Below are 26501 nucleotides of genomic sequence, written 5' to 3'. Positions count from 1 at the left end.
TGACGGCATGAAGAAATTAACAGTTCGATGCTCTAATGAAGAGTATGAAACGCTTTTGAAATACTGCGAAGAAACAGATCGCACTCAAAATGACGTACTTAGAGAGATGATCCGGAAGTTGAAGAAAAGCCGTGCTAGAAGCACGGGGCTTTAGACCCAATTTTTTGGTAAGCTCTGCTTGAGGAAGCTCCGCCATTCGCTTGTGGTTGGTGCAGGCTGGGACTTAGTAACGATATATGCGACAAGGCGCTTGTCACCAGGAATATCTTCGCGCACAGTGACTACTGCTTGTTGAACCAGGGAATGTTGAGTTATTGCAGCTTCTATTTCTCCCAATTCAATCCGGAAGCCACGAATTTTTACCTGATGGTCAATCCTTCCTAAAAATTCTATGTTTCCATCTGGTAAGTACCGTGCTAAATCTCCAGTTTTATACAGACGACTGACCGCTTCGCTACTAAATGGATTAGGTATAAATTTCTCTAGAGTTAGTTCTGGACGGTTGAGATAACCTCGCGCTAAACCAATACCACCAATATGTACCTCTCCTGCTACACCAATCGGTACAGGTTGCAGATGAGAATCGAGAATATAAACACAGCTATTGGCAATGGGACGACCAATAGTCAGCTTTTGGCTAGCATCAGTATATTCGGCCATTGTGGCGCAGACAGTGGATTCTGTTGGGCCGTAAGCATTGAAAAAGCGTACTTTCCTAGACCATTGGGCTGCTAACTCAGTTGCACAGGCTTCTCCAGCGACAATTATGGCTTGCAAGCTAGGAAGCGACTGATTTGACATGGCAGCTAATGCGGAAGGAGGTAGAGCTACGTGAGTAATTTGATACTCATTGATGGTTTGCATCAAATCACTACCTGGGAGTAATGCCTCTTTTTTGGCCAGACATAGCTTTGCACCAGAACACAATGCCATCAAGATGTCTGCAATCGAAGCATCAAAGCTAAAGGAAGCAAATTGCAGAATTCTGCTGGTTGGCTGAACATCAAATTTTTTAATTTGTGCCAAAGCTAAACTACATAGTCCCTTATGGGTCACTAGTACACCTTTGGGTTTACCTGTAGAACCAGAGGTATAAATAATATAGGCTAAGTTACTTACCTGCACGTTACTTACAGGCTCGGACTGTGGATATTGAGATATTTCTTTCCAGTCTGTATCCAAACAAATTACAGTTGCTTGATGCTCAGGCAAAAGAGTTAATAGCTGTTCTTGAGTCAGCACAATCTGCAATTGGGCATCGGACATCATGAATGCCAACCGTTCTTGAGGGTAAGCAGGATCTAATGGCACATAAGCACCACCAGCTTTGAGAACAGCCAACATTCCCACAATCATTTCTATAGAACGCTCAACACAGATACCTACAAGGACTTCGGGGACTACACCCAAGCTTTGTAAATGGTGTGCGAGTTGATTTGCCCGTTGATTCAATTGCCGATAGGTCAATTGTTGATGATGGAATACTATTGCTACTGCATCGGGTGTGCGTTCTACCTGTTGCTCAAAAAGTCGATGAATACATTGTTGGGGATAGTCAACTTGAGTATCATTCCATTGCCACAAAAGTTGATGCTGTTCGCTAGCTGTTAGTAGTGGTAATGTAGCGATATTTTGATCTGGGTGAGTCACAATCCCTACCAACAAGGTTTGAAAATGCTCAATCATCCGCGTGATGGTGGCAGCGTCAAACAAATCAGTATTGTATTGGATCTTGCCTTTGATACCTGTGGATGTTTCTAACATCTCCAAGGTGAGATCCAATGCTGCCTTGTTTAATCCTGGTAACTGCAAATCTTGGTAAGAAGTATCTTGCAGGATAAACATCACCTGGAATAAGGGATGATAGCTTAATGAACGCTCTATTTGCAGTTGTTCAACCAGTGTCTTAAAGGGTAAATCTTGATGTGCATCAGCACTAAATACTACCTGTCGCACTCTCTGGAGCAATTCCCGAAAACTAGGATTACCAGACATATCGGTACGCATGACTAGGATATTGACAAAAAAGCCAATTAACCCATCCATTTCTTGATGGTTGCGTTTGGCGATCGCAGAACCAACTAAGATATCTTCTTGTCGGCTATAGCGATACAAAAGAGTCTGGAATGCTGCCAACAAAGTTATAAATAATGTCACACCTTCTTGCTGTGAAAGCGTTTGCAATGCTTGGCTTAAATCCTGAGAGAGGGTAAAAGATTGCTCTGCACCTCTATCTCTCTGCACTGGTGGACGAGGACAGTCTGTTGGTAATTCCAGTACTGGCGGCGCAAGAGCAAGCTGCTGTTGCCAATAGTTGAGTTGCTCTTGCCCAACAGTATAATCATCATCTTGAATAGATAATGGGTGAGGTTTGCCTTCTAGAAAATCTTGATACATCCGTACTAACTCTTGCCAAAAAATATCCATTTGCCAAGAGTGCTGGGGATGGGTAACCAACAATAAGATTTGCTCTGGTGGCGCTAGCTGCAATAAACAAGCTCGCAACATCAAGCCTGATGCTAAATCGAAGGAACGTTGGCTTTCTTGTTGCAGCAGCCGTTGTACTTCTGCTTCAGATTCAGTTGTTGACACTATCAGTTCTACTAACTGTGCATCTTGAGAACTGAAATGCGATCGCAGTTGTTGATGACGAGATGCGATCGCATTCAAAGCCTGTTGCAGAATCTCTATTTTGAGGTTACCTCTGAAGCGGACTGCCCAGTGAATGTTATCGAAAGCATTACTTAGCTCTAGTATTATATTAGTATTGCTTAGAGAATTTAATATCATAATATTAATTTACTACTATCAATTATTGTTTCTATTTACATATAGGGTTTCCTAGTCTGTTGCGGTACATATTTATTTACATCCATCCTCTTCTATCAGAGGTTAATTCTTTTTTGCTGTACCTCACCAGTGTGGGAATAACTATACTTTTATTTCACCAAAGCAAACTAATAAGTTTAGAAATCTCCAAACTTATTCTTTGAAATATTTAACCTTTAAGTTTTGAAATCAGCAGTTATCTTGAGTCTGTAAAAGTTTTAGCTCTTAAAACCATAGCAGACAGAAAATTATCTTATGATATCCCTTGATTTTATGATTCTAACTAAAGGAATATTCTTTTTGGCGTAAGAGACTTCCAGAAAATAAATTATCCCATATACTCCGAGAATATTTTCTTTATCCCCCCTGCACTCCGCACTCTGAAGCCTGCCAAGAAAGCGATGGAATATTTTTTTAGTTGTAAGTCCCTAAGAGGGTGGAATTTTTTCTAATGTTCCCCAATCAGTGAGGTTTGATGCCAAACTATTGAAGCGCTCACAATTCTCAAAAAATAAATCACCAATGTGATTGGGTGTAAAATGAGAATAAAGATGGTATGCAATCACGAAAGCATTGAAAAATCAAGTTCTAAATATAGCAGCCAATCCTCATAAATCCTATGACAAATAGTTACAACCTGACTGAGTTAATAGGAATTTTGATGACAAATTCGGTTCCTTGTTCTTCTACAGAATGACAGTACAGTTTGCCCCTGTGATTGCCCACCACAATTTGATAACTAATGGATAAGCCTAAGCCTGTGCCTTTTCCTACTGGTTTGGTAGTAAAGAAGGGGTCAAATAACTTTGCTTTTACTTTTTCATCCATCCCTGAGCCGTTATCACTAATGTGAATTGAGATAGTTTTATCTGCCAATACTTGTGTAAAAATACAAATTTGAGGATGAGTTTTTTGTTGTAATTTTTGATCAGTGCAAGGTTGTTGATTGAATGTCAACTCTTCTAAAGCATCGATCGCATTGGATAAAATATTCATGAAAACCTGATTTAGTTGACCTGGGTAACATTCAACCAAGGGTAACTGACCGTAATCTTTAATTACTTCAATTTTGCCAGAGTCTGTTTGTACCTTGAGGCGGTTTTGCAGAATCAGCAACGTACTTTCAATGCCCTCATGCACATTTACTGCTTTAAACTCAGCTTCATCCAGACGCGAGAAGTTACGTAGAGATTGCACAATTCCCTGAATGCGTTCTGTTCCTACTTTCATAGAACTGAGTAGTTTGGGAAAGTCTTGTTTAAGAAATTCTAGGTCTATAACTTCCATTGCTGTCTGGATTGTTTCTGTAGAATCAGGATATTGTTGTTGGTAAAGGTCGATTAATTGTAATAAATCCTGAATGTAGCTGTGAACATAGGTGAGATTGCCGTGAATAAAGCAAACTGGATTGTTAATTTCATGAGCCACACCCGCAACCAAATTGCCTAAAGCAGACATTTTTTCACTTTGAATGATTTGCATTTGAGCCTGCTGCAATTCTTGGATGGCTTTCTCCAAATCTTGGGCTTTTTGCCGTAGCTGTGCTTCTGACTCCAGTAAAGCGGCTTGGACTTGCTTTCGCTGCGCCACTTCTTGTTCAAGTTGCTGATAAGCTTCTACTCTTGTAGCCGCTTGTTGAATTGTCTGAGCAAGAAATTGGATTTCGTTATTTGGCAATCCACTGGGCATAACAAAATGGTCAATGCTGTGACTATCAGTAACAGCTTTATTCAAACGTTGGAGTGGATGTAACACAAATCGCTGAATGATGATTGTCATCAGCACGAGAATTGCTGACATGCCAATGAGTAGGATAATGGTAGAGCGAGAGAGAGTTTGCCAAGCTTGCTGTTGTAGTTCTTTGACATCTAGAATAGCGATCGCTAACCCGCGTTGATTTACCTGACCAAATAATGTGCTGCTAAAGGGCAAAATTTCAACTAATGCTGGCTTACCATCTATCGTGATTCTGAAACTTCCTTCTAAACCTGTTTGAGAAGACTGTTTGAGCACATCAGCCAATTCTGGGTGAATTGAAGCATAAGGTGGGTTTTGTAGTTCTGCTCCACTCTTTGCTATGGTTTGTCCATTTGGACTGACGATCGCAACTTCTATCACTGTTGGCAGTGTGGCATAGTTTTGTACCACTCGCTTGATAATGCTCGTATTTCCCAGTTCGATTAATCCTTCTGTGGAAAACCCAACTCCCTGGGTAATCGATTGAGCACGTTGTTGTAGTTCCTGCTCGAGCTTTGATTGAATCAACAAGTAGTTTAATCCCAATGTAGTTAAGCCAACTGTGGCTAAAGAAAGTCCAAAACCCATCAGTAGTTGGTGGGATAAGTGATTTTTAGATAGCTGGCTCATAACTTCCATCCTGTCATGGCTTCATTGACAAGTGCAGCATTAATGTCTACATCTTGCCGAATCACTCGACCATGACGCGGATCTGCTTGCAACAATCGCACAATTTCTACCTTTGCCTGATTGAGCCGACCGTCTGCGGCAAACATCCGTCGATTTAAACTAATATCCCCTTTTTTTAACCCAGCATAATCACTGGCAAAAGACTTACCACTTTGCCCTAGTTTTTCTGCTACAGTTTCAAATACTTTTGTGGGCTGCGTTTCTACGGCGTGCATCACGTCAAACCACGCTAGCATAAATTCCTTGAGTTCTGCTTTTTTCTTTTTCATTCCACTGTTACTGGACATCAAAATATCAATCACCAGACTGTCTACTTGCTTTGTAGTGTGAATCACATTCCCCTTAATGCTCTTGGCAGTTTCTCCTAGCATTGGTTCCCACAGCACAGCCGCATCAATTTCACCTTTTCTGATTTTCTCGGCGGCTACATCATTGGAAAAATCTCGAATCTCAACTTCAGCAGGCTTGATTTGATTGGCTTTCAAGGCTTCCAGCAAAATTAAATGGTTGACAGTTCCTAGCTTTGCGCCGACTTTTTTACCGCGCAAATCTGCGACGGATTTAATTTCTGGATGGGCAACAATTCCGTCTGCTCCTGCAGAGATATTTGTTGTCATTAATACCACAGGCTGATCGTTACCGGGGTCAACTTGCATCACATCCCAGAAAGAAACAAATGCTGCATCTAGTCCACCTCGGAGTACAGCCCGACTGGAATCTTGCTGGTTATCAAATTGCACTAACTCAACTTCTAGCCCTCGCTGTTTGAAGATTCCAGATGGTTGAGCATAGCGTACAATATCAAACCCTGCCCAGCTTGTAATTCCAATCCGCAGCGGTTTAAAAGATTGGTTTTGTCCAAGACTACAGCCACTGCTCACAAAGGTAAGGCAAAAGGTGATTATAAACAAACACAACAAGGTAGGCTTGATACCTAACCTCAGCTTTTGCTTCCACCAGATACCCAATTTGCCAATAATTTGAGCAACTTTCATGACCTACAAATCCTTATCTGGGAAAACTTTACTTAAAAACAATGATTCCCAAAAATTTAGTAGACATAACGTTTGCGTTCATGCGCGGATAGGCTTGGGAACCGACGTGATCGGATAGATGCATCACTAAGTACCTAAACAAAAATATTTACAGTCATTGCGAGCGAAGCGTTCGCGTAGCGTCTCGAAGAGAAGCAATCTCAGCCCTTGCGATTGCTTCATTTCGCTTCCCTTCTCCTGACGGAGACGCTACGCGAACGGGACGCTACGCGAACGCTACATTCGCAATGACATTGTGTAATTAATTTTGTGTAACTACTTACTTCATGCCAATCACCACAAACTTAGAAGCACCGTAAGCCAGCATATTTGGCGGCCCAACAACCCCTGCATAACTTGCCATAGTGAAAAAAATAAAACCCTAATGAAAACATCTTATTTGACATACTCACCGACCTGAAGGTGCGGTGATTCTTGACGGCTCACAGCAACTAGCTACCGAAGTAGTCTGACAGTCGCTCCCCGTCCGTTTTAGGTCGTGCCGATGCCCCATGCCGACCATTTTTATATTTTGGGATGCGTTCTCATCTCTGTCGTGTTCAGTATTGCAGTTCAAGCACAGCACTGAACGAACAGACAAATCAATCTTGCCCCAGCGATACCCACAACAAGAGCAGGTTTGGCTAGTAGGTTCCCATCTGCTAATTACTCTAAAGTCCCGATTAAGCTTTTCGGATTTAGCCTCACAAAATACCCGAAATTCTCGCCAACCTTGCAAGCTAATCACTCTTGCTAACTTGCGGTTTTTAACCATCCCTGACACATTCAAATCTTCCAAAATAATAGCTTGGTTTTCACTAACTACTTTGGTTGATAGTTTGTGCAAGAAGTCTTTACGGGTATCTGCAATTTGGTTGTGTTGCTTTGCAATCTTCAACCTAGTGACTTCACGACGCTTGGAACCTTTTTGCTGCCTTGCCAGCTTGCGTTGTAGTTTACGAATTTTGCGGTCTTTCTTTGAGTAGTCGGGGCTTATTGCTTTCTCCCCATTACTCATAACGGCAAAAGTTTTGATTCCTAAATCAATACCAATGCTTTGGTTTTTGGCATCGGATTGAACAGGTTCTATCTCTACAACAAAGCTGAGAAAATAGCGGTTAGCGCAATCTTTAATAACAGTCACGCTACTTGGTGCAGATGGTAATTGTCTTGACTTTAGAGGTTTGACATTGCCAATTTTGGCTAAATATACTTCTTCTCCTTTGACTGAAAACCCACCAATTCTAAATCGCGCTGATTGCCTCTGAGTCTTCTTTTTGAATTTAGGACTACCTACCTTTTTACCCTTGCGCTTACCTTTAAGGGAATCAAAAAAATTCTTGTAGGCAACTCCTAAATCAGCAACAGATTGTTGTAATGGGATATTAGAAACATCAGACAACCATGAACGCTCATCAGTCTTTTTAGCTTGTGTAATCACTAACTTTTGCAAGTCGTTGTTACTGGGCAGTTTTTCTGACTGCTTGCAAATAGCTAGAGCATCATTCCAGACTACGCGAACACAACCAAACAACTGAGCTAAAAGCTGTTGCTGTTGGTCTGTTGGGTAGAAACGGAATTGATATCTGGCTTTCATGAATGATGTACAATTGGTCTGTGAAAATATTATACATTGGTGAGCAGCGCGTTGGGCGGGTTCCCCGACTTGTAGCGACTGCTCACCCGTTCGCGTTAGCGTCCCGTAGGGAAGGGTCTACAAGAAGTGACAAGCCAGTTTCGCAGAGAAAGACATAGCGTTACAGATTTAAAAATTCATTTGGTCTGCGTTACCAAATACCGCAGGTCTGTATTTATAAAGGACAGCCTTGAATTAATTGATAAAACATTTAGAGAAGTAGCCGAAAAGATGGATTTTCAAGTAATTGAATTCAACGGTGAAGATAACCATGTTCACGCGCTTATTGAATATCCACCTAAATTGTCTATTTCTCAAATAGTTAACGCTTTGAAAGGTGTTTCTAGTCGCAGATATGGACAAGCCGGATATAACAAACCCCACAAAGAAGCCTTGTGGAGTCCCAGTTATTTTGCTGTGTCCGTAGGAGGTGCGCCATTAGAGATCCTAAAGGAGTACATCATAAATCAAGAAAAGCCGTCGTTCTACGACGGGGCTTGTATCCCATTCTTTTGGTCAACAGTTGCTTTAAGAGATATCCATAAAACCTACGCAGACACAGAGATTATCAAAGGCATAGATCTCGACATTGGCGATCGCAACCAGGATCACGCGGTGTGTTATTTCTGCCGCACCTGTCTGGAGAACAAAGTTACAAATTTACTAAGTTGGGAACAATGATATAACGAACAAAAAATCGGAAATAGGTGAATGAAATTAACATTTGTCGGGTTTGCTGTGCTGAGTACAATTTGCTTATCTGCTGTTTGCAACAATAGTGTTTACGCCCAAGTCACATCCGATGGCACTCTCGGCACTGTTGTGAATGGTAACAATAATTACAGCATCACTGAGGGGACTCGAGTCGGCAACAATCTATTTCATAGCTTTAGTCAATTCTCTATCCTTACAGGTAGTTCGGCATCATTTGACAATCCTACTGATATTCAAAATATTTTCAGTCGGGTGAGTGGTGGTAGTATTTCTAACATAGATGGTTTAATTAGTGCCAAGGGTAGTGCTAATTTATTCTTACTCAACCCATCAGGGATTATTTTTGGGCCAAATGCCAGCTTAAATATTGGTGGTTCCTTCATCGCTACAACTGCCAATAGTATTAAATTTGCTGATGGTACAGAATTTAGTGCTGTAGATTCTGCCGCTAAACCATTATTAACAATGACTGTACCCATTGGGTTGCAAATGGGTAATCATCCCGCACCGATACAAGTCCAAGGTACAGGACATAGCCTAGATACAACCGATAGTTTTTCGCCTGTAATTCCCTATCCTAGCGCCACAAAATTACAAGTACAGTCAGGAAAAACTCTAGCATTGGTGGGTGGTAATATCAGTTTGGATGGTGCGACTCTGAGTGCCCAAACGGGTCAGATAGAATTAGGGAGTCTGGGAGGTGCAGGGTTAGTTAGTTTAGCACCGATTACTCAGGGTTATCAATTGCAATATGAGCAGGGACAAAGTTTTGCTGATATTCAACTGGCGCAAAAGTCACTATTAGATGTGAGTGGGTTTAACTCTGGTGCGGTTCAACTCCAGGGAAGAAATATCAAATTTACCGATGGTTCGGTGACTTTATCGCAGAATTACGGCAATCTTAAGAGTGGAGATATTAACGTGCAAGCATCAGATGCGATCGCACTTATTGGTACCACACCCGATGCTAAAATTTACACTTGGATTCGTGCGGATGCCTTGGGAACAGGAGACAATGCCAATATCAGTATTGTTACTCCCCGGTTGATCATGCAAGAAAGTTCAGGAATAAGTAATTTAACTTATGGAACTGCTAACGGTGGTAACATCCAGATTCAAGCCGCAGATATAGAGTTATCCGGTTTTTCACCCCTCAATCCCACTGGAGTCACAGCCATTAACACTGTCACTTTTGGAAAAGGAGCGGCTGGAGATATCTTGGTGAATGGGAATAATTTACTCATGTTTGGCGGAGCATCCTTAGTATCACTGGCATTTGGTAGTGGCTCCACTGGTCAGGTCATGATTCGCAACCAAAATACCACCGTTATGGGTGAAAATCCTTTTGGAGTGTATAGCAATATGAGTATAACTACCTTTGCTGATGGCAATGCCAAAGATTTGAGATTAGATACTGGAAACTTGCAAGTATTAAATGGTGGAGTAATTGGTTCATCTGCATTATTTATAGGTAATGGCGGTAATGTCCAAATCAATGCTAGTGAGGCGATTGCCATTAGTGGTCGTGGTAGTGCTAATAACAGTAATATCAATTCTTCTGCTGTGCGTTTAAGTCCACAATTAAGTCAATTATTGGGTGTGTCAGATATCCTCACAGCGAATGCTGGTAGTCTCAGTATTACGACACCAAAACTCACAATCACAGATGGTGGAACAGTCACAGTTACTGGTCAAGGTACTGGGAATGCGGGAAATCTGAAAATTACTGCTGATCAGATCCAGTTGCAAAATCAAGCTTTAATTGAGGCGCAAACAGAATCAGGTAATGGTGGTGATATTAGTTTGCAAGTAGGCGATGTCATCCTGATGCGTGATCGCAGTAAGATTACTGCCACAGCTGATGGTGCTGGCGATGGTGGTAATATCAACATCAATGCACCTATAATTGTTGGTTTAGAAAACAGCGATATTACTGCTAATGCTGTTCGAGGTAAAGGCGGTAATATTAACATCACTACTCAAGGAATTATTGGTTTAGAATACAGTTCGCAATTGACAGCAGAAAATAATATTACCGCCAGTTCCGAGTTCGGGGTGAATGGTACAGTTGAAGTGAACAACATTGGTGTTGACCCCAATTCGGGTTTAGTAGAATTACCCGCCAATGTTACCGATTCATCTCAACAAATTGCCAGTGGTTGTTCTAGAGACAGTGGTAGTAGTTTTGTCGCCTCTGGTAGGGGTGGTGTACCGCAAAATCCCACGCAGGAATTGAGGAGCGATCGCCCTTGGTCTGATACCCGCGATATCTCTGCGTTCCACACCACAAAACCAGCACAAGCTCAAATACCTACAACACCACAAATTCTTGTGCAAGCAACTGGCTGGCGACGTAACGCCAACGGCAAAATTGAATTAGTTGCCAATCAATCACCCACTCAGGTACAAACAGCTTTAACCTGTGCGGCGACACCTCAAATTTAACTAATCTTAACATAGTGAATGTTATAAACATTACTCAAAGGGGAAGAATATATACGGAATAAAATATAAGATATATAATATATAGTCTGATGAAATTAACTTTTGTGAGGTTTGCCGCTCTGGGTGCAATCTGCATCTGTGCTGTTGACAATCATAGTGTCCACGCCCAAGTTATTCCCGATAACAGTCTCAACACAGTTGTAACCAGTGGTAGTAATAGTTACTCCATCACCAATGGCACTCGTGTAGGCGGCAATTTATTTCATAGCTTTAGTCAGTTCTCTATCCCTACAGGTAGTTCGGCATTATTTGACAATGCCGCAGACATCCAAAATATATTTAGCCGTGTCACGGGCGGTAACATTTCCCATATTGATGGTTTAATTCAAGCTAATGGGAATGCCAACTTATTCTTACTCAACCCATCCGGGATGATTTTTGGGCCCAATGCCAGCTTAAATATTGGCGGTTCCTTTGTTGGCACAACAGCAAATAGTATCAAGTTTGCCGATGGAGTAGAATTTAGTGCCAGCAATCCCAGTGTGAAGCCATTGTTAACCATGAGTGTACCAATTGGGTTACAGATGGGGCAGAATTCCGCACCCATTCGAGTCGAAACTCACCTCACTACCGGACAAGATTTAACACTAGAAGCGGGTAGCCTAGACTTACAAGGAGAACTAATAGCAGGGAGAGATTTAACCCTCAAAGCCCAAGACACCGTAAAAATTAGGGATAATGCCACAACTCCATTTCTCGCCCAAGCCGGGAGAAACTTAACAATTCAGGGGAATCAAAGCATTGATATCTTGGCATTGAGTCATCCGGTAGCCGCACTTCAGAGTGGGGGTAATCTGAGTTTGATCAGCAACGGGAATATTTCTGGGGATGCACATTTCCTCAGTGGTGGTAATCTCTCATTTCAGACTTTAGCAGGGACTCCAGGGAAGTTTGTGAGTCTGTATGACCCGATAATTTATGCTAATGGGGATGTGGTGTTTGGTGATTACACAGGGGTGGCATTGAAGGTGGAAGCAACCGGAAGTATTGAAGGGGGTAATATTGAGATTACAGGCCCTGATGTGAGCGTTCCCAGCACTGACCCGGATTATCTGATACTCACAACTGAGCCGGCGGCGATTTTGCGGGCAGGGGTGGCATCAGTACCGACATCGAATTTGCCACAATTAGGCTTCACGACGGGGACAGTGGCAGGTTTGCCACCAGGAAGTATTAGGGTAAGCAGTATCAAGACATCAAATACAACAGGGGGAAATGGTGGTGCAATTACCCTGAATGCTGCTGGGGATATTGTCACAGGAAACTTAGATTCCTCGGCTTTGTTGTATTTTGGGAATAGTGGCAATGGTGGCGATATCAAGCTGTTCGCTAATGGCAATATCTCGATTAATGGCAATGTGAACTCATCTTCTCTTTCATTCCTTACAAGTGGGAGTGGCGGCGATATTACCCTCACTACCACTAACGGCAATCTTTCTGTCAATGGCGGTCTAGATTCATCAGTATTTGGACTCAATCAAGGAGGGAATGGCGGCGATATTACCCTCACTACCACTAACGGCAATCTTTCTGTCAATGGCGCATCTTCATCCCTGTTGACCTTTTATGGTACAAGTGGCAATGGCGGCAAGATAATTCTTTCCACGACCAATGGCAACCTCTCCAGCCAGCGCAGTTTATTGTCTTTTTCCAGCTCAATATTCGGGAAGAGTGGTAATGGCGGCGATATCGCCCTCACTGCAACCAATGGCAACCTCTCCAGCCAGGGCCGAATGGAATCAACGGCGAGGAATGGTAGCAAAGGCGGCGATATCACTCTAACTGCAATCAATGGCAAACTCTCTAACCAAGCCGAGTTGTCATCCCTGTCCCACTCCTTAACGGGTAATAGTGGTAATGGCGGCGATATCATCCTGACTGCAATCAATGGCAACCTCTCTAACCAGAGCAATTTAAACTCATTCTCCTACTCAGCAGTAGGGAATAGCGGTCAGGGTGGTGATATCGCCCTGACTGCACAAAACGGGGATATTTTGGGCAACGGCAGTAACTTGTATAGTTTTAGCGTTGCGCCCCAAGGAACTGCAAACAATGGTGGTTCTGTAAGATTAGATGCTCTAAACCAGATATCTGGATTGACAGTAGTAACAACATCTTCTGCTGCTGAGGCAGGGATGGTGTCGATTTTGGGACAGGGCGATTTGGCGATCGCTGATCTGGCAATCCAAACAAGTAAACCAATCACCATCAGAACCGCATTAACAGGCACAATCAACATTCCGGCTGATGGCAAAGGGCGATCAGGTGATGTCAACATTAGTAGTGCGGGGAACCTTACTCTAACTAACACCCTAATTGAAAGCGATACCAAAGGTAGGGACTCCGCCGGTAATGTCACCCTTACCAGTCCTGGTTTAACGACATTGAATAATAGTCAAATTTTCACCACTACAAAAAGTACTGGACAAGCTGGAGATGTCAATGTCACCACAAATCGCCTCTCCTTCCTCAATGGTAGTTCTGTTAACTCCTCAACATCTGCCAGTGGCAATGCGGGAGATATTATATTTAATGTGCCTAACACTGTAGAACTTGACAATAGTAAAATCTCAGCTAGTACCAGTGGTAGTGGCAAGGGTGGAGAAATTGCCCTGAATACAGGTACTTTACAACTCAACAATCAAAGTATCATCTCCAGCAACACCACAGGTATTGGTAATGCCGGTGCAATTGATGTCAAAGCTAACGCGATCGCACTTAATCAAAGCAACATTACTAGTCAATCCTTATCTGAAAGTGGCGATGCGGGAAATATCAAGCTTCAGGCAGCTAACACCGTAGAACTTAACAATGGTACAATCTCAGCCAGTACAAGTAGTAGTGGCAAGGGTGGAGAAATTGCACTCAATACAGGCAATTTACGACTAAATAATCAAAGTATTATATCCAGCAACACCACAGGTATTGGTAATGCCGGTGCAATTGATGTCAAAGCTAACGCGATCGCACTTAATCAAAGCAACATTACTAGTCAATCCTTATCTGAAAGTGGCGATGCGGGAAATATCAAGCTTCAGGCAGCTAACACCGTAGAACTTAACAATGGTACAATCTCAGCCAGTACCAGTGGTAGTGGTAAGGGTGGTGAAATTACACTGGATACAGGCACTTTACAACTCAGCAATCAAAGTATCATCTCCAGTAACACCGCAGGTATTGGTAATGCAGGCGCAATTGATGTTAAAGCTTCGGCGATCGCACTTAATCAAAGCACTATTAGTAGTCAATCTTCAGGTGTTGGTGACAGTGGTACAGTGAAATTTAACACTGGGACTTTAGATTTGATTGACAATGCGATTGTTTCCACCGCCTCATCCCAATCAGGAAAAGCGGGTAACTTAAATATTACCGCAGGCGATCGCATTAACTTACAAACTGGTTCACAAATTACCAGTCGCAGCACGGGAACAGGTAATGGTGGAACTGTGGAGATGAGTGGGCGGACGCTGATTCTCAAGCAAGATGCTCAAATTAGCACCTCTACTGTTGCTAGTGATGGCGGTAACTTAGTGTTAAATCTGTCTGATTTTTTGCTGATGCGCGATCGCAGTCTCCTGAATGCCGAAGCTGGCACTACAGGCGATGGTGGTAACATTAGCATCAATACTCCCTTTATCATTGGCTCTGGCAATAGTGATATTATTGCTAACGCTGTACGCGGTCGTGGGGGCAACATTAACATCACCACTAATAGCATCCTCGGTTTAGATTACCGCAACCAACTAACTTCCAACAGCGATATTACTGCCAGTTCCGAATTCGGTGTGAATGGCACTGTGCAGATCACCACACCTAACATCAATCCCAATTCTGGCTTAAGTCAACTACCCGCAAATGTGACTGATCCATCTCAACAAATTGTCAGTGGTTGTGCAGATACCAGTGGTAGTAGTTTTGTCGCCACAGGTAGGGGTGGAATACCGCAAAATCCAATGCAGCAGATTTGGGGCGATCGCCCTTGGTCTGATACCCGCGATATCTCTGCGTTCCACACCACAAAACCAGCACAAGCTCAAATACCTACAACACCACAAATTCTTGTGCAAGCAACTGGCTGGCGACGTAACGCCAACGGCAAAATTGAGTTAGTTGCTAATCAATCACCGACCCAGATACAACCAGCCTTAACCTGTGCTGCTATAACTCAAAATTAATTACCGTTACCAAACTTAGCAGACTGGGAACAATAGATACGTCATAAAAACAAGAACTGGACTATGAAATTTACTTTTGTCGGGTTTGGGATTCTCAGTGCAATCTCTGTTTCTGCTGTTTGCAACAATAGTGTTTACGCCCAAATCACACCCGATGGCACTCTCGGCACTGTTGTAAATGGTAGTAGTAATTACAACATTACTGAGGGGACTCGTGTCGGCAAAAATTTATTTCATAGCTTTAGTCAGTTCTCCATCCCTACAGGTAGTTCGGCATCATTTGACAATCCTACTGATATTCAAAATATTTTCAGTCGGGTGAGTGGTGGTAATATTTCCAACATAGATGGTTTAATTAGTGCCCAGGGTAACGCTAATTTATTCTTACTCAACCCATCAGGGATTATTTTTGGGCCAAATGCCAGCTTAAATATTGGTGGTTCTTTTATTGCTACAACAGCCAATAGTATTAAATTTGCTGATGGGGCAGAATTTAGTGCTGTTCCAAGTGCGGGTAAACCTTTGCTGACAATGAGTGTACCTGTGGGTTTACAAATGGGTCAAAATTCGGGGGGGATTACTGTCGAGGACTTAGGGCATCGGATAACAGGTGGGGTTCTTACAGCTTTAGATCGCACTCAGAATCTTACAGGGTTACAAGTTAATGCAGGCAATACCTTAGCATTAATCGGTAATGAGGTAAATTTCTCAGGTGGGATTGTGGCAACCAACGGAGGTGGACATCTAGAAGTAGGAAGCGTGCAACAGGGTGAAGTCAGGCTTAATCCCAGTATGACAGGATGGAAAGGAGATTATTCCCAAGTCGAGAAATACAATAATATCGATCTAGGGCAACAATCTCTCGTAGATGCCAGTGGTAGCAATAGCTCAATTCAAATCCAAGGAAAAAACATCAACTTGAGCGCAGGCTCGGCTGTCGTGCTGCAAAACCTGGGGGAACAATCACAAGGAATTACTATTCGCGCTACAGGGTCTTTGAATTTAACAGGTAACACCTCAGACCAAAAACTAGGCAGTATGATCCTAATTGATAATTTGGGAACAGGTTTACCAGGAGATATTTTGATTGAGGCGAATCAACTTTCTCTACAAGATGGCGGAGGGATTTGGAATAGGCCATTTAACACAGCCGATAGTGGGAATATTACTGTCAATGTTAAAGGATTGATTGACTTGAATGGCTTTGTCCGTGCCAATCCGTCTATCCCCACATCGATTAGAACAAACACCTCTAGATCCAGTAATGCAGGTGATGTTTTTGTTTCTACCAGTAACCTCAGAATTAGGAATGGGAGTGTTATTTCTTCTTCGACTCTAGGGTCGGGACAGGCTGGAAGCGTAAGGGTTATTGCCACAGAGCAGATCGAAATCCTTGGTAATAACCCTATTTCACAAGTACCCAGTTCAATTGCTTCGTCAACACGTTCGACGGGTAATGCAAATAGCAATCTGGTGAATACATCCAGATTAATTATTCGAGACGGAGGATTTGTGGGATCTAACACTCTCGGTCAGGGTTCAGCAGGAAGTGTGACGATTAATGCTTCAGATTTTATTGAGGTGAGTGGTCGCGCATTAGGATCGATTACATCGAGTCGTATTCTTTCCAGCGCGGAAATTATCGACGCTGCTAATCGAGCCATTTTTGGACAACAAGACATTAGCACTGGTGATGCAGGTGCTTTGACGATTAACACGCCATCATTACGGGTTACTGATGGTGCATTGATCACGGTGAAAAGTGATGGAACTGGCAAAGCGGGAGATTTACAGATTAATGCTCAGGCAATTTTTCTGAACAACCAAGGTAGTATCTCTGCCTCAACAGCCTCTGGTAATGGGGGAAATATTCACTTGAATCTACAAAATTACCTGCTGATGCGTCATGGTAGCTTCGTTTCTGCCACTTCTAAGGGTGCAGGTAATGGTGGTAATGTGTCGATTAACTCACCTGCGATCGCGGGATTAGAAAATAGCGATATCATTGCCAATGCTGTTCAAGGTCGTGGTGGCAATATTAACATCAATACTCAAGCTATTTTCGGATTGCAAGGGAGCAACCAATTGACAAGCGCAAGTGATATTACTGCTAGTTCTCAATTTGGGGTAAATGGTACAGTTAATATTAATAATTTTGGTGTTGACCCCAATTCTGGTTTAGTAGAATTGCCAGTAAATTTTACCGATCCATCTCAACAAATTGCCAGTGGTTGTTCTAATAATACTGGTAGTAGTTTTATTGCTACCGGTCGCGGTGGAACACCACAAAGTCCAAATCAAGATGTGAGGAGCGATCGCACTTGGTCTGATGTGCGCGATATCTCTGCATTCCACACCACAAAACCAGCACAAGCACAAATACCAAAATCACCAGCAACACTTGTCCAAGCTACCTCTTGGCGACGTAATGCCCAAGGCAAAATTGAATTAATTTCCGATAAATCTTCTGTGAATTTGCAACCATCATTAACTTGTGCGGCTGTTCATAAAAGCTGAAAAAACTCACCATAACATTACACAGCCACCCCAATAGCAAACTTCACCTTGGGAAAACTAGACGCAAGGTAAATAATTAAAAGTTTGATTGATGAAAGTAACTTTTGCTAACTTAGGTTTAATTGGTGCAGTCTACATCTTGGTGATTGGCAACAGCCATGTTCAGGCGCAAGTCACGCCTGATGGTACTCTCAGTACTCTTGTGTCTGGAAGTAATAGTTACAACATCACTGGCGGGACTGTTGTTGGCAATAATTTATTTCATAGCTTTCAGCAATTCTCTATCCCTACAGATGGTTCTGCATTCTTCAACAACGCTTCAGATATTCAAAATATTTTTAGTCGAGTTACTGGTGGTAATATCTCAAATATCGATGGTTTAATTAAAGCTAACGGTAGTGCAAACTTATTTTTAATCAACCCCGCCGGGATTATTTTTGGGCAAAATGTCACCTTAAATATTGGCGGTTCATTTGTAGCGACAACAGCTAATAGCATTAAATTTGCTGATGGGGTTGAATTTAGTGCGGTAGATCCTGCCGCTAAACCGTTATTAACAATGAGTGTACCCATTGGCTTACAATTCGGGCAAGGTTCAGCCACCATCACCAACCGTGCTGATCTTTCGACGAATCAGGGTTTAACCTTAGCTGCTAATGCAGTCCTGAGTAGCGGTGCGATCGCGGCTCCCAATGGCGCAGTGCAGATTCAAGCCACCACTGGCGATGCCCAGTTACAAGCGATCGCTGCTCGTAGTGTAGACATCACCGCGAGTGGCAATGTCACCGTTGGTGCGGTGAGTACGAATAGCTCAACTGATAACGGTGGACTGGTTACTATTCAAGCTGGTCGGGGAATAACCGTAAATGGTACTATTAATACAGGTTCTACTGCGGCGATCGGCAACGCTGGTAATGTCTCCCTAGCTTCTGGTGGCGACCTCACCCTTCAATCCATCAATGCTTCTGTGGGAGCGCGTTCTGGTAGCACCAAAACCGACGGCAACGGTGGAACTATCAATTTGCAAAGTGGCAATCATCTTCTCATCCAAGACGGCGCGACAATTGAGACTCGAAATAGCCGGAATCAGGGCGTTGGCAATAGTGGCGCTGTGAACATTGTGACGCGATCGCTGAGTCAATACGGTACGGTCTTCACCGATACCAGGGGCAGAGGTGATGCGGGAAAAATTACGGTGCAAGCTGACGATCTGATTTTTATCCAAGGCAAAGAAGGAGGGACTCGTTCGGGATTTTCGGCGGTGGTAGATCGGGGCGCGCGCGGTAATGCCAACAACATTGCAATCAAGGCTAGAGCCTTGACGATGCGAGATGTCACCCTGTTATCAACTAACACCTTTGGGATGGGTAATGCCGGTCATATTGATATTCAGATAGACGAGTTAATTTCCTTGTATGGACGGGTCAATATCTTCTCCAATGTGGAAAGCGGCGCGATCGGCAATAGTGCTGGAGTTAGTGTGCAAGCAGGCTCTCTTACCGCAGAATTTATTGACTTCACTAAAGTCCCCAATATTTTCTCATCCGTACTGGGCGAAGGCAAAGGTGGCAACATCAACCTTCAGGTACGCGACTCGATTTCTCTGAGTGGTGCTAGAATTCGCGCCCTTGTAGATGGAAATGGCAAAGGAGTAGGCGGCGATATTGATATTCGGGTGGGCGGTGCGCTCTATGCCAACAATAATACTCTGATCAACACCCGCGCCAGCACTTTTGGTAAAGCCGGAAATATCAATATTCAAGCCGACTCGATCACCTTAGACGGGGTACTCCCCGCCGAGGGATTTCCCACAACCATCAACACCTCAACCCGCAGTCCCAATGCTGGCGGTCAGATCACGCTGACGAGTCGAACATTTTCCCTCTTGAATGGTGCGCGTCTGGACACCAACACTTTAAATTCTGGAGATGCTGGTGATGTAACGATTCAAGCTAGCGAATTTGTATTGTTAGATGGCGCGGAGAAGACTGATCCCGCCTTATTTATCTCTGGAAAACGCAATATTTCCGAGGGTCGTCTACCCAGTGTGATTCAGAGCGAAGTTCAGGGGGCTAACACCACTGGCAATGGTGGTGATATCAAAATTCAAACGCCTGTGTTAATTGTTAGCAATGGGGCTTACATTAGTTCTAGTTCCAAAGGTCAAGGCAATGCAGGCAATATTGAGATTATTTCCGATGCAGTGACTTTTGCGGGAGTTGCTCCCTCACCCCTGCTCAACGGCGATCCAAACCCAAATTTTCCCAGTGGTGCGTTTAGCCTAGCGACAGTAAACGGCAACGGCGGCAATATCACCATTAAGTCCACTGAGTCAGTGTCGATTAACAACAATGCTCAATTGTCCGTGAGTAGTAGTGGGAAAGGGAGTGCGGGAAACTTAGATATTCAGACCAACCAGTTGCAACTCAATCAAGGCAGCCTCCAAGCAGAAGCAGTTGCGGGCAGCCAAGGCAATATTTTCATCGCCTCCGACGTGCTGTTGATGCGTCAAGGTAGCCAAATCACAGCCAACGCCAAGGAAAATGCCAACGGAGGCAACATCACAATTGATGCACCTATCATCTTGGGCTTAGAAGACAGTGATATTATCGCCAATGCTGTACAAGGTCGAGGAGGCAATATTGAAATCTCTACCCAGGGAATTATCGGCTTAGAATATCGTTCGCAACTAACACCAGAAAATGATATTACCGCCAGTTCACAGTTTGGGGTGAATGGTACAGTAGAGATTAATAACGTTGGTGTTGACCCCAATTCTGGTTTAGTGACATTGCCAGAGAATTTAACCGATCCATCTCAAAAAATAGCTACAGGCTGTGCAGATATCAATAATAGCAGTTTTATCGCCACAGGTAGGGGTGGAGTATCACAAAATCCTATGCAGGAAGTGAGGAGCGATCGCACTTGGTCTGATGTGCGCGATATCTCTGCATTCCACACCACAAAACCAGCACAAGCTCAAATATCTACAACACCACAAAATCTTGTGCAAGCAACTGGCTGGAGACGTAACGCAATGGGCAAAATTGAGTTAGTTGCTAATCAATCACCTAGTCAGGTACAAACAGCCTTAACCTGTGCGGCGACACCTCAAATTTAACTAATCTTAACATAGAAAATGTGATAAATATTACTCAAACGGGAAGGATATATACGTAATAAAATATAAGATATTAAGATATAGTCTGATGAAATTAACTTTTGTGAGGTTTGCCGTTCTGGGTGCAATCTGCATCTGTGCTGTTGACAATCATAATGTTCACGCCCAAGTAACTCCCGATAACAGTCTCAACACAGATGTAACCAGTAGTAGTAATAGTTACTCCATCACCAACGGCACTCGTGTAGGCAACAATTTATTTCATAGCTTTAGTCAGTTCTCTATCCCTACAGGTAGTTCGGCATTATTTGACAATGCCGCAGACATCCAAAATATATTTAGCCGTGTCACGGGTGGTAACATTTCCCATATTGATGGTTTAATTCAAGCTAATGGTAACGCCAACTTATTTTTACTCAACCCATCCGGAATTATTTTTGGGCAAAATGCCAGCTTAAATATTGGCGGTTCATTTGTAGCGACGACAGCAAATAGTATTAAATTTGCCGATGGAGTAGAATTTAGTGCCACGAATCCCAGTGTTACGCCTTTGTTAACAATGAGTGTGCCGATTGGCTTGCAAATGGGTAGTAATACACAACCAATTCAAGTCAGTGGAAAAGGTAATGATGGGATTGTCCCGATCAATAATTTAGGAATAATCGGCAGTCCGACAAAGACCATTGCCTTAGTTGGTGGAGATATTAACTTGACAAGGGGTGTAATTACTGCACCAGCCGGTCGAATTGAAATCGGTGCTGTCGGAAGTGGGACAGTTAATTTAATCTCCACACCCACAGGATTACAGCTAGATTATGCACAAGTGCAAGATTTCCGCGATATTAACTTTACACAACGTTCCTCCTTGTGGAATCCTCATCCTGTAGGTAATCCATTTGGTGGGATTCAAGTAGTAGGGAGAGATATTCGCCTCGACCAATCACAAATTGCTGGTGCAATTGTTGGTAGTGGGCAGGGTAGTAATATTACCGTGAATGCAGAGCGATCGCTGTTTTTGGGTGGAATTAATGCCAATGCTTTTGCTCCCAGTGCTTGGATTGTGAATCAGGTGGCGCAGACAGCAACGGGAAATGGGGGAGCAGTCAAGATTCAAGCCGGACAGTTGACTTTAAAAGATGGTGCAGCGATTGAAACCTTGAGCCTGGGTAGGGGAGCAGCAGGTAAGGTAGAGGTAAAAGCAGATACAATTGCTATGAGTGGGACTGTTGCTGTCAAATCTCCTTTATTACCAACAGGAACTAGCAGTAGCCGTATTGCTAGTCAAACTTACGCATCAGGAAATGGAGGAGATGTGAATGTAGTAGCGCGTCAATTGCATCTGCAAGAAAGTGGCGTAATTACAACGGTTGTCTTTCCTAGTGCAACTGGGCGTGGGGGTGATATTTCCGTCAAGGTAGCAGAAGAGATGAAGGCGATATCAGCTCATCCGATCAGTTTTACTCCTAGTGGAATTAATGCTTATACATCAGGGACTGGTAATAGTGGCAATATCCACGTCTCTATAGGGAAATTACAGCTTTCAGATGGAGGGGATATTTTTACGTCTGCTATCCGGTTGGCGAGAATACCTGGGACGGGTAGTGGTAATGCGGGTGATGTCACAGTAGTAGCACAGCAATCCATAGACATGGTAGGTGTACACCCACTCTTACCAACAGTGGCTAGTGGTATCGGTAGCTTTACCACAGGTTCTGGGCATGGGGGTAATGTGTCTGTGACTACTCCAAATTTGACAATGCAGGCTGGAACTGTGTTGTCGGCGAGCAGCTTACCAGTGTTTGGCATATTTGGCGATGCTAAACAGTCCAATAATTTAGGAAATAGTGGTAATGTCAGTGTGAATGTGGCAGAACGCCTGATCATCACTGGCATCAATCAGTTTACTCAAGCTCCAACTTTGATCGGCAGTCTGACATTAGGCAATGGGGAAGCAGGTAATGTGACGATTCAAACCAATCAATTAGTTATCCACAATGGTGCATCAATCAACACCAGCACCCAAGCCACAGGCAATGCAGGGGCATTAATTATCCAGGCAAATGATATTTTAATAGAGGGGCAAAATGTCTTCAGTTCTTCCATTGCTGCCAGTGCGCCCATTGTCAATGAGACTGCCAGACAATTTTATGGTTTACCAGATGCTCCTACGGGTAATGCAGGTAGATTGAGCATTACAACCAACAGCCTCAAAGTCCGTGATGGTGCTTACATCAACCTAACCAACTCTGGAACAGGTAATGCGGGACAGTTAAGCATCCAAGCAGAGCAAATTTCTGTGGAAAATAGTCGTATTCGAGCAGCTACTGCCTCTGGGCAAGGTGGCGATATCAATTTAGATGTTGCAGACTTTCTCTTGCTTCGTAATGGCAGTACAATCACGACAGAAGCGGGCGGTAATGGCAACGGTGGCAATATTACCATTAATGCTCCTCTCATCGTCGGATTAGAAAATAGTGATATTGTTGCTAATGCCTTTCAAGGCAATGGCGGCAATATTGACATTACCACTCAGGGAATTATTGGTTTAGAATATCGTTCACAACTGACCAGTGAAAATGATATTACTGCTAGTTCAAAGTTTGGGGTGAATGGCACAGTAGAGATTAATAATGTTGGTGTTGATCCCAATTCGGGTTTAGTTGAACTACCCGCGAATATTACCAATACATCCCAACAAATTGCTACTGGATGCGCTGATACAAGTAGTAGTAGTTTTGTCGCCACCGGCAGGGGGGGAATACCACAAAATCCGACGCAAGATGTGAGGAGCGATCGCACTTGGTCTGATACTCGTGATATCTCTGCATTCCACACCACACAACCAGTACAAGCCCAAATACCTACACCTCCACAGGTGCTTGTGCAAGCGACTTCTTGGCATCGTAACGCCCAAGGTAAAATCGAGCTTGTTGCTGCAAAATCTCCCACATCTATGCAACCATCATTAACCTGTGCAGCTATTCCCAAAAATTAATTAAGGATTGCTGAAAGTTACTAATTTTACCAATAGGGCAAAACTAGATACACACTAAAAATTATTAATGAGTAATGAAAGTAATATTTGCTGGCTTAGGCTTAATTGGTGCAATCTTCGTATCTAATATTTATAACAGTAATGTTTACGCTCAAGTAATTCCTGATAGCACTCTCAATACATCTGTCACCGAGACTAATAACTATAACATCACCAACGGCAGCCGTGTCGGCAATAATTTATTTCATAGTTTTAGCCAATTCTCCGTTCCTAGCAACGGTTCAGCCGTTTTCAATAATGCCACAGATATCCAAAATATTTTTAGTCGCGTAACTGGTGGTAACGTTTCCAACATTAATGGTTCCATCCGCGCCCAAGGTAATGCCAATTTATTTTTAATCAACCCTGCCGGAATTATTTTTGGGCAAAATGCCAGCTTGAATATTGGTGGTTCATTTATAGGAACGACAGCCAATAGTATTAAATTTGCTGATGGAATTGAATTTAGTGCAGTGAATACTTCTGGTACATCCTTGTTGACAATGAGTGTACCAATTGGCTTGCAGATGGGACAAGTACCCGCAAATATTACTGTTCAAGGTACAGGATCTGCCTTAATTATCGGTAACAGTCAGGCTCCTGTAATTCGCGTTCCTAGCCCAACCAAATTACAAGTACAGCCTGGAAAAACTCTAGCACTGGTGGGTGGTAATCTGAGTTTAAATGGAGCTACCCTCAGTGCTGAACAAGGGCAAATAGAATTGGGTAGTTTAGGCGGTACCGGATTAGTTAGTTTAGTCCCCACTACTCTAGGCTATACATTGGAGTATGAGAATGATCAAAGTTTTGCTGACATTCAACTCATGCAGAAATCTCTTTTAGATGTCAGTGGTTTCAATTCCGGTTCTGTTCAAGTTCGGGGTAAAGAGATTCAATTTAGCGATCGCTCACTGATTTTGGCACAAAATTTCGGTAATCTCCCTGGTGGCAACTTGCATCTTCAGTCATCCGCCGGAATTGATCTGACTGGTGCATTCAGCGGGATTCGGAGTGAAAACGTTGGCGTGGGTACTGGCGGGAATATCAGCGTCATTACTCCTCGATTAAGCATCCAGGAGGGAGGGCTATTAAGTAGCAATACTTATGGAGCATCTGCCAGTGGCAATATTCAGATCGATGCCACAAAACTAGACATATCTGGCTTCTCGCCCCTCAATTCAAATGGTAGTGTTATTAATACCAGTACATTAGGTTCTGGTAATGCTGGTAATATCTCCGTCAGTGGCGATAGTTTACTTATATCCGATGGTGGCGGACTCTCTTCAATATCGCGCGGTATTGGTTCCAGTGGTGAGGTGATGATTCGCAACCAGGATACTATTGTGCAGAGTAGCAGTAATTCCATCCTCAACACCAGAATTAGCTCAACCACCTTCAGCACTGGCAATGCTAAAACCTTGACGCTGGATACTGCTAGATTACGATTGATTAATGGGGGAACAATTGGTACAAGTTCATTTTTTGTCGGTCATGGAGGAGATATTCGGATTAATGCCACAGAATCTATTCAAGTTAGTGGTCGCAATCAGATAAATCCGAGCGCCATTGCCTCCTCTAGCACGCGTCTAAACCCAGCATTACAAAAATTATTCGGCATTCCTAATAATAATCTGACTGCTGATGCAGGTACAGTAAGTATCACAACGCCCTACCTATTACTAAAGGATGGCGGAACTGTGAGTGTGACCAATCAAGGTAGTGGCAATGGTGGGAGCATCAATATCACCGCAAATACTATCCAATTAAAAAATCAAGCTGTGTTCGAGGCACAGACAGCATCTGGTAATGGTGGTAACATTGGGTTACAAGTTGGCAAATTGTTACTATTGCGCGAGAGTAGCCAAATCACTGCAACAGCCCAAGGTAATGGGAATGGGGGTAATATTAGTATTGATGCACCCATCCTGGTGGGATTAGAAAACAGTGACATCATTGCCAACGCCGTGCAAGGAAAGGGTGGCAACATTGCCATTACAACTCAAGGAATTATTGGTTTAGAGTTCCGTAATACCCTGACTCCCAGAGTTGACCTGACCAATGACATTACTGCTAGTTCTGAATTTAACGTCAATGGCACAGTAGAAATTAATAACCTTGGTGTTGACCCCAATTCTGGTTTAGTGACATTACCAGCAAATGTCAGCGATTCATCGCAGCAAATCGCTAGTGGTTGTTCTAATAATACTGGTAGTAGTTTTGTCGCTACAGGGCGGGGTGGAATCCCACAAAATCCCACGCAAGATGTGAGGAGCGATCGCACTTGGTCTGATGTACGCGATATCTCTGCATTCTACAAAACTGGTAATGTGACTGCCCAAATACCGACAACACCACAAGTTCTTATACAGGCTACTTCCTGGCATCGCAACGCAATGGGCAAAATTGAATTGGTTGCAGATAACTCTCCCAATCAGATGCAACCAGCATTAACCTGTGCTGTTGTTCCTAAAATTTAATCATGTTATTGTTCATACCTTTATGGGAACTT

The 26501-nt window shown here is 43.2% G+C and carries 11 protein-coding genes and 1 pseudogene; 8 read left to right on the top strand and 4 right to left on the bottom strand.

Features of this window, described 5'->3' with window-relative positions; genetic code table 11:
* The first annotated feature begins 7 nt into the window (after window positions 1-7).
* Window positions 8-154, top strand: a complete 147-nt coding sequence (locus HG267_RS35785; RefSeq protein ID WP_045868487.1) for a ribbon-helix-helix protein, CopG family — start codon at window positions 8-10, stop codon at window positions 152-154.
* Here the strand turns inward: HG267_RS35785 and HG267_RS35780 are convergent.
* From HG267_RS35780 to HG267_RS35765, 4 genes are all read right to left on the bottom strand, one after another.
* Complete coding sequence (locus HG267_RS35780) at window positions 151-2790, bottom strand: non-ribosomal peptide synthetase (protein WP_052335408.1); 2640 nt, start codon at window positions 2788-2790, stop codon at window positions 151-153. The genes HG267_RS35785 and HG267_RS35780 overlap by 4 nt on opposite strands.
* Before the next feature lie 669 nt (window positions 2791-3459).
* Window positions 3460-5196 carry a sensor histidine kinase gene (locus HG267_RS35775; protein WP_045873955.1) on the bottom strand — a complete coding sequence of 579 codons (1737 nt, stop codon included), beginning with the start codon at window positions 5194-5196 and terminating at the stop codon, window positions 3460-3462.
* A complete protein-coding gene (locus tag HG267_RS35770; RefSeq protein WP_052335409.1) occupies window positions 5193-6251 on the bottom strand; it encodes an ABC transporter substrate-binding protein in 1059 nt (352 codons plus the stop codon). Before HG267_RS35770 ends, HG267_RS35775 begins: the two co-directional genes overlap by 4 nt.
* 448 nt (window positions 6252-6699) lie before the next feature.
* The gene (locus HG267_RS35765; RefSeq protein ID WP_045873956.1) at window positions 6700-7887 is read right to left on the bottom strand and encodes an RNA-guided endonuclease InsQ/TnpB family protein; all 1188 of its coding nucleotides are present in this window, start codon (window positions 7885-7887) and stop codon (window positions 6700-6702) included.
* A gap of 126 nt (window positions 7888-8013) precedes the next feature.
* Here HG267_RS35765 and tnpA point away from each other — a divergent pair.
* The 7 genes and pseudogenes from tnpA to HG267_RS35730 form a co-directional block, all read left to right on the top strand.
* Window positions 8014-8409 (top strand): annotated as a pseudogene (gene tnpA / locus HG267_RS35760) (IS200/IS605 family transposase); the annotation flags it as partial.
* 228 nt (window positions 8410-8637) lie between these two features.
* Complete coding sequence (locus tag HG267_RS35755; protein WP_045873957.1) at window positions 8638-11085, top strand: filamentous hemagglutinin N-terminal domain-containing protein; 2448 nt, start codon at window positions 8638-8640, stop codon at window positions 11083-11085.
* A gap of 89 nt (window positions 11086-11174) precedes the next feature.
* Entirely contained in the window at window positions 11175-15320 is a 4146-nt protein-coding gene (locus HG267_RS35750) for a filamentous hemagglutinin N-terminal domain-containing protein (protein WP_045873958.1), read from the top strand.
* Between the two features lie 63 nt (window positions 15321-15383).
* Window positions 15384-17837 (top strand): filamentous hemagglutinin N-terminal domain-containing protein, encoded by a 2454-nt coding sequence (locus HG267_RS35745; protein ID WP_045873959.1) that lies wholly within the window; start codon window positions 15384-15386, stop codon window positions 17835-17837.
* A gap of 91 nt (window positions 17838-17928) precedes the next feature.
* Entirely contained in the window at window positions 17929-20958 is a 3030-nt protein-coding gene (locus HG267_RS35740) for a filamentous hemagglutinin N-terminal domain-containing protein (protein ID WP_045873960.1), read from the top strand.
* Window positions 20959-21046: 88 nt separating this feature from the next.
* On the top strand, window positions 21047-23953 hold the full coding sequence (locus HG267_RS35735; protein ID WP_045873961.1) for a filamentous hemagglutinin N-terminal domain-containing protein: 2907 nt from the start codon (window positions 21047-21049) through the stop codon (window positions 23951-23953).
* A gap of 74 nt (window positions 23954-24027) precedes the next feature.
* A complete protein-coding gene (locus HG267_RS35730; protein WP_045873962.1) occupies window positions 24028-26469 on the top strand; it encodes a filamentous hemagglutinin N-terminal domain-containing protein in 2442 nt (813 codons plus the stop codon).
* Window positions 26470-26501 lie beyond the last annotated feature (32 nt).

Origin of the sequence: Tolypothrix sp. PCC 7601 (assembly GCF_025677855.1) — a bacterium.
Lineage (GTDB): Bacteria > Cyanobacteriota > Cyanobacteriia > Cyanobacteriales > Nostocaceae > Aulosira > Aulosira diplosiphon.
Note: the sequence above shows the minus strand (reverse complement) of the source record. Positions and strands in the feature narration are given on the sequence as shown.

Bases quoted from the DNA above. Each gene is read 5' to 3' on its own strand.
- HG267_RS35785 (WP_045868487.1), top strand. From the start codon at position 8: ATGAAGAAATTAACAGTTCGATGCTCTAATGAAGAGTATGAAACGCTT.
- HG267_RS35780 (WP_052335408.1), bottom strand. From the start codon at position 2,790: ATGATATTAAATTCTCTAAGCAATACTAATATAATACTAGAGCTAAGT.
- HG267_RS35775 (WP_045873955.1), bottom strand. From the start codon at position 5,196: ATGAGCCAGCTATCTAAAAATCACTTATCCCACCAACTACTGATGGGT.
- HG267_RS35770 (WP_052335409.1), bottom strand. From the start codon at position 6,251: ATGAAAGTTGCTCAAATTATTGGCAAATTGGGTATCTGGTGGAAGCAA.
- HG267_RS35765 (WP_045873956.1), bottom strand. From the start codon at position 7,887: ATGAAAGCCAGATATCAATTCCGTTTCTACCCAACAGACCAACAGCAA.
- HG267_RS35755 (WP_045873957.1), top strand. From the start codon at position 8,638: ATGAAATTAACATTTGTCGGGTTTGCTGTGCTGAGTACAATTTGCTTA.
- HG267_RS35750 (WP_045873958.1), top strand. From the start codon at position 11,175: ATGAAATTAACTTTTGTGAGGTTTGCCGCTCTGGGTGCAATCTGCATC.
- HG267_RS35745 (WP_045873959.1), top strand. From the start codon at position 15,384: ATGAAATTTACTTTTGTCGGGTTTGGGATTCTCAGTGCAATCTCTGTT.
- HG267_RS35740 (WP_045873960.1), top strand. From the start codon at position 17,929: ATGAAAGTAACTTTTGCTAACTTAGGTTTAATTGGTGCAGTCTACATC.
- HG267_RS35735 (WP_045873961.1), top strand. From the start codon at position 21,047: ATGAAATTAACTTTTGTGAGGTTTGCCGTTCTGGGTGCAATCTGCATC.
- HG267_RS35730 (WP_045873962.1), top strand. From the start codon at position 24,028: ATGAAAGTAATATTTGCTGGCTTAGGCTTAATTGGTGCAATCTTCGTA.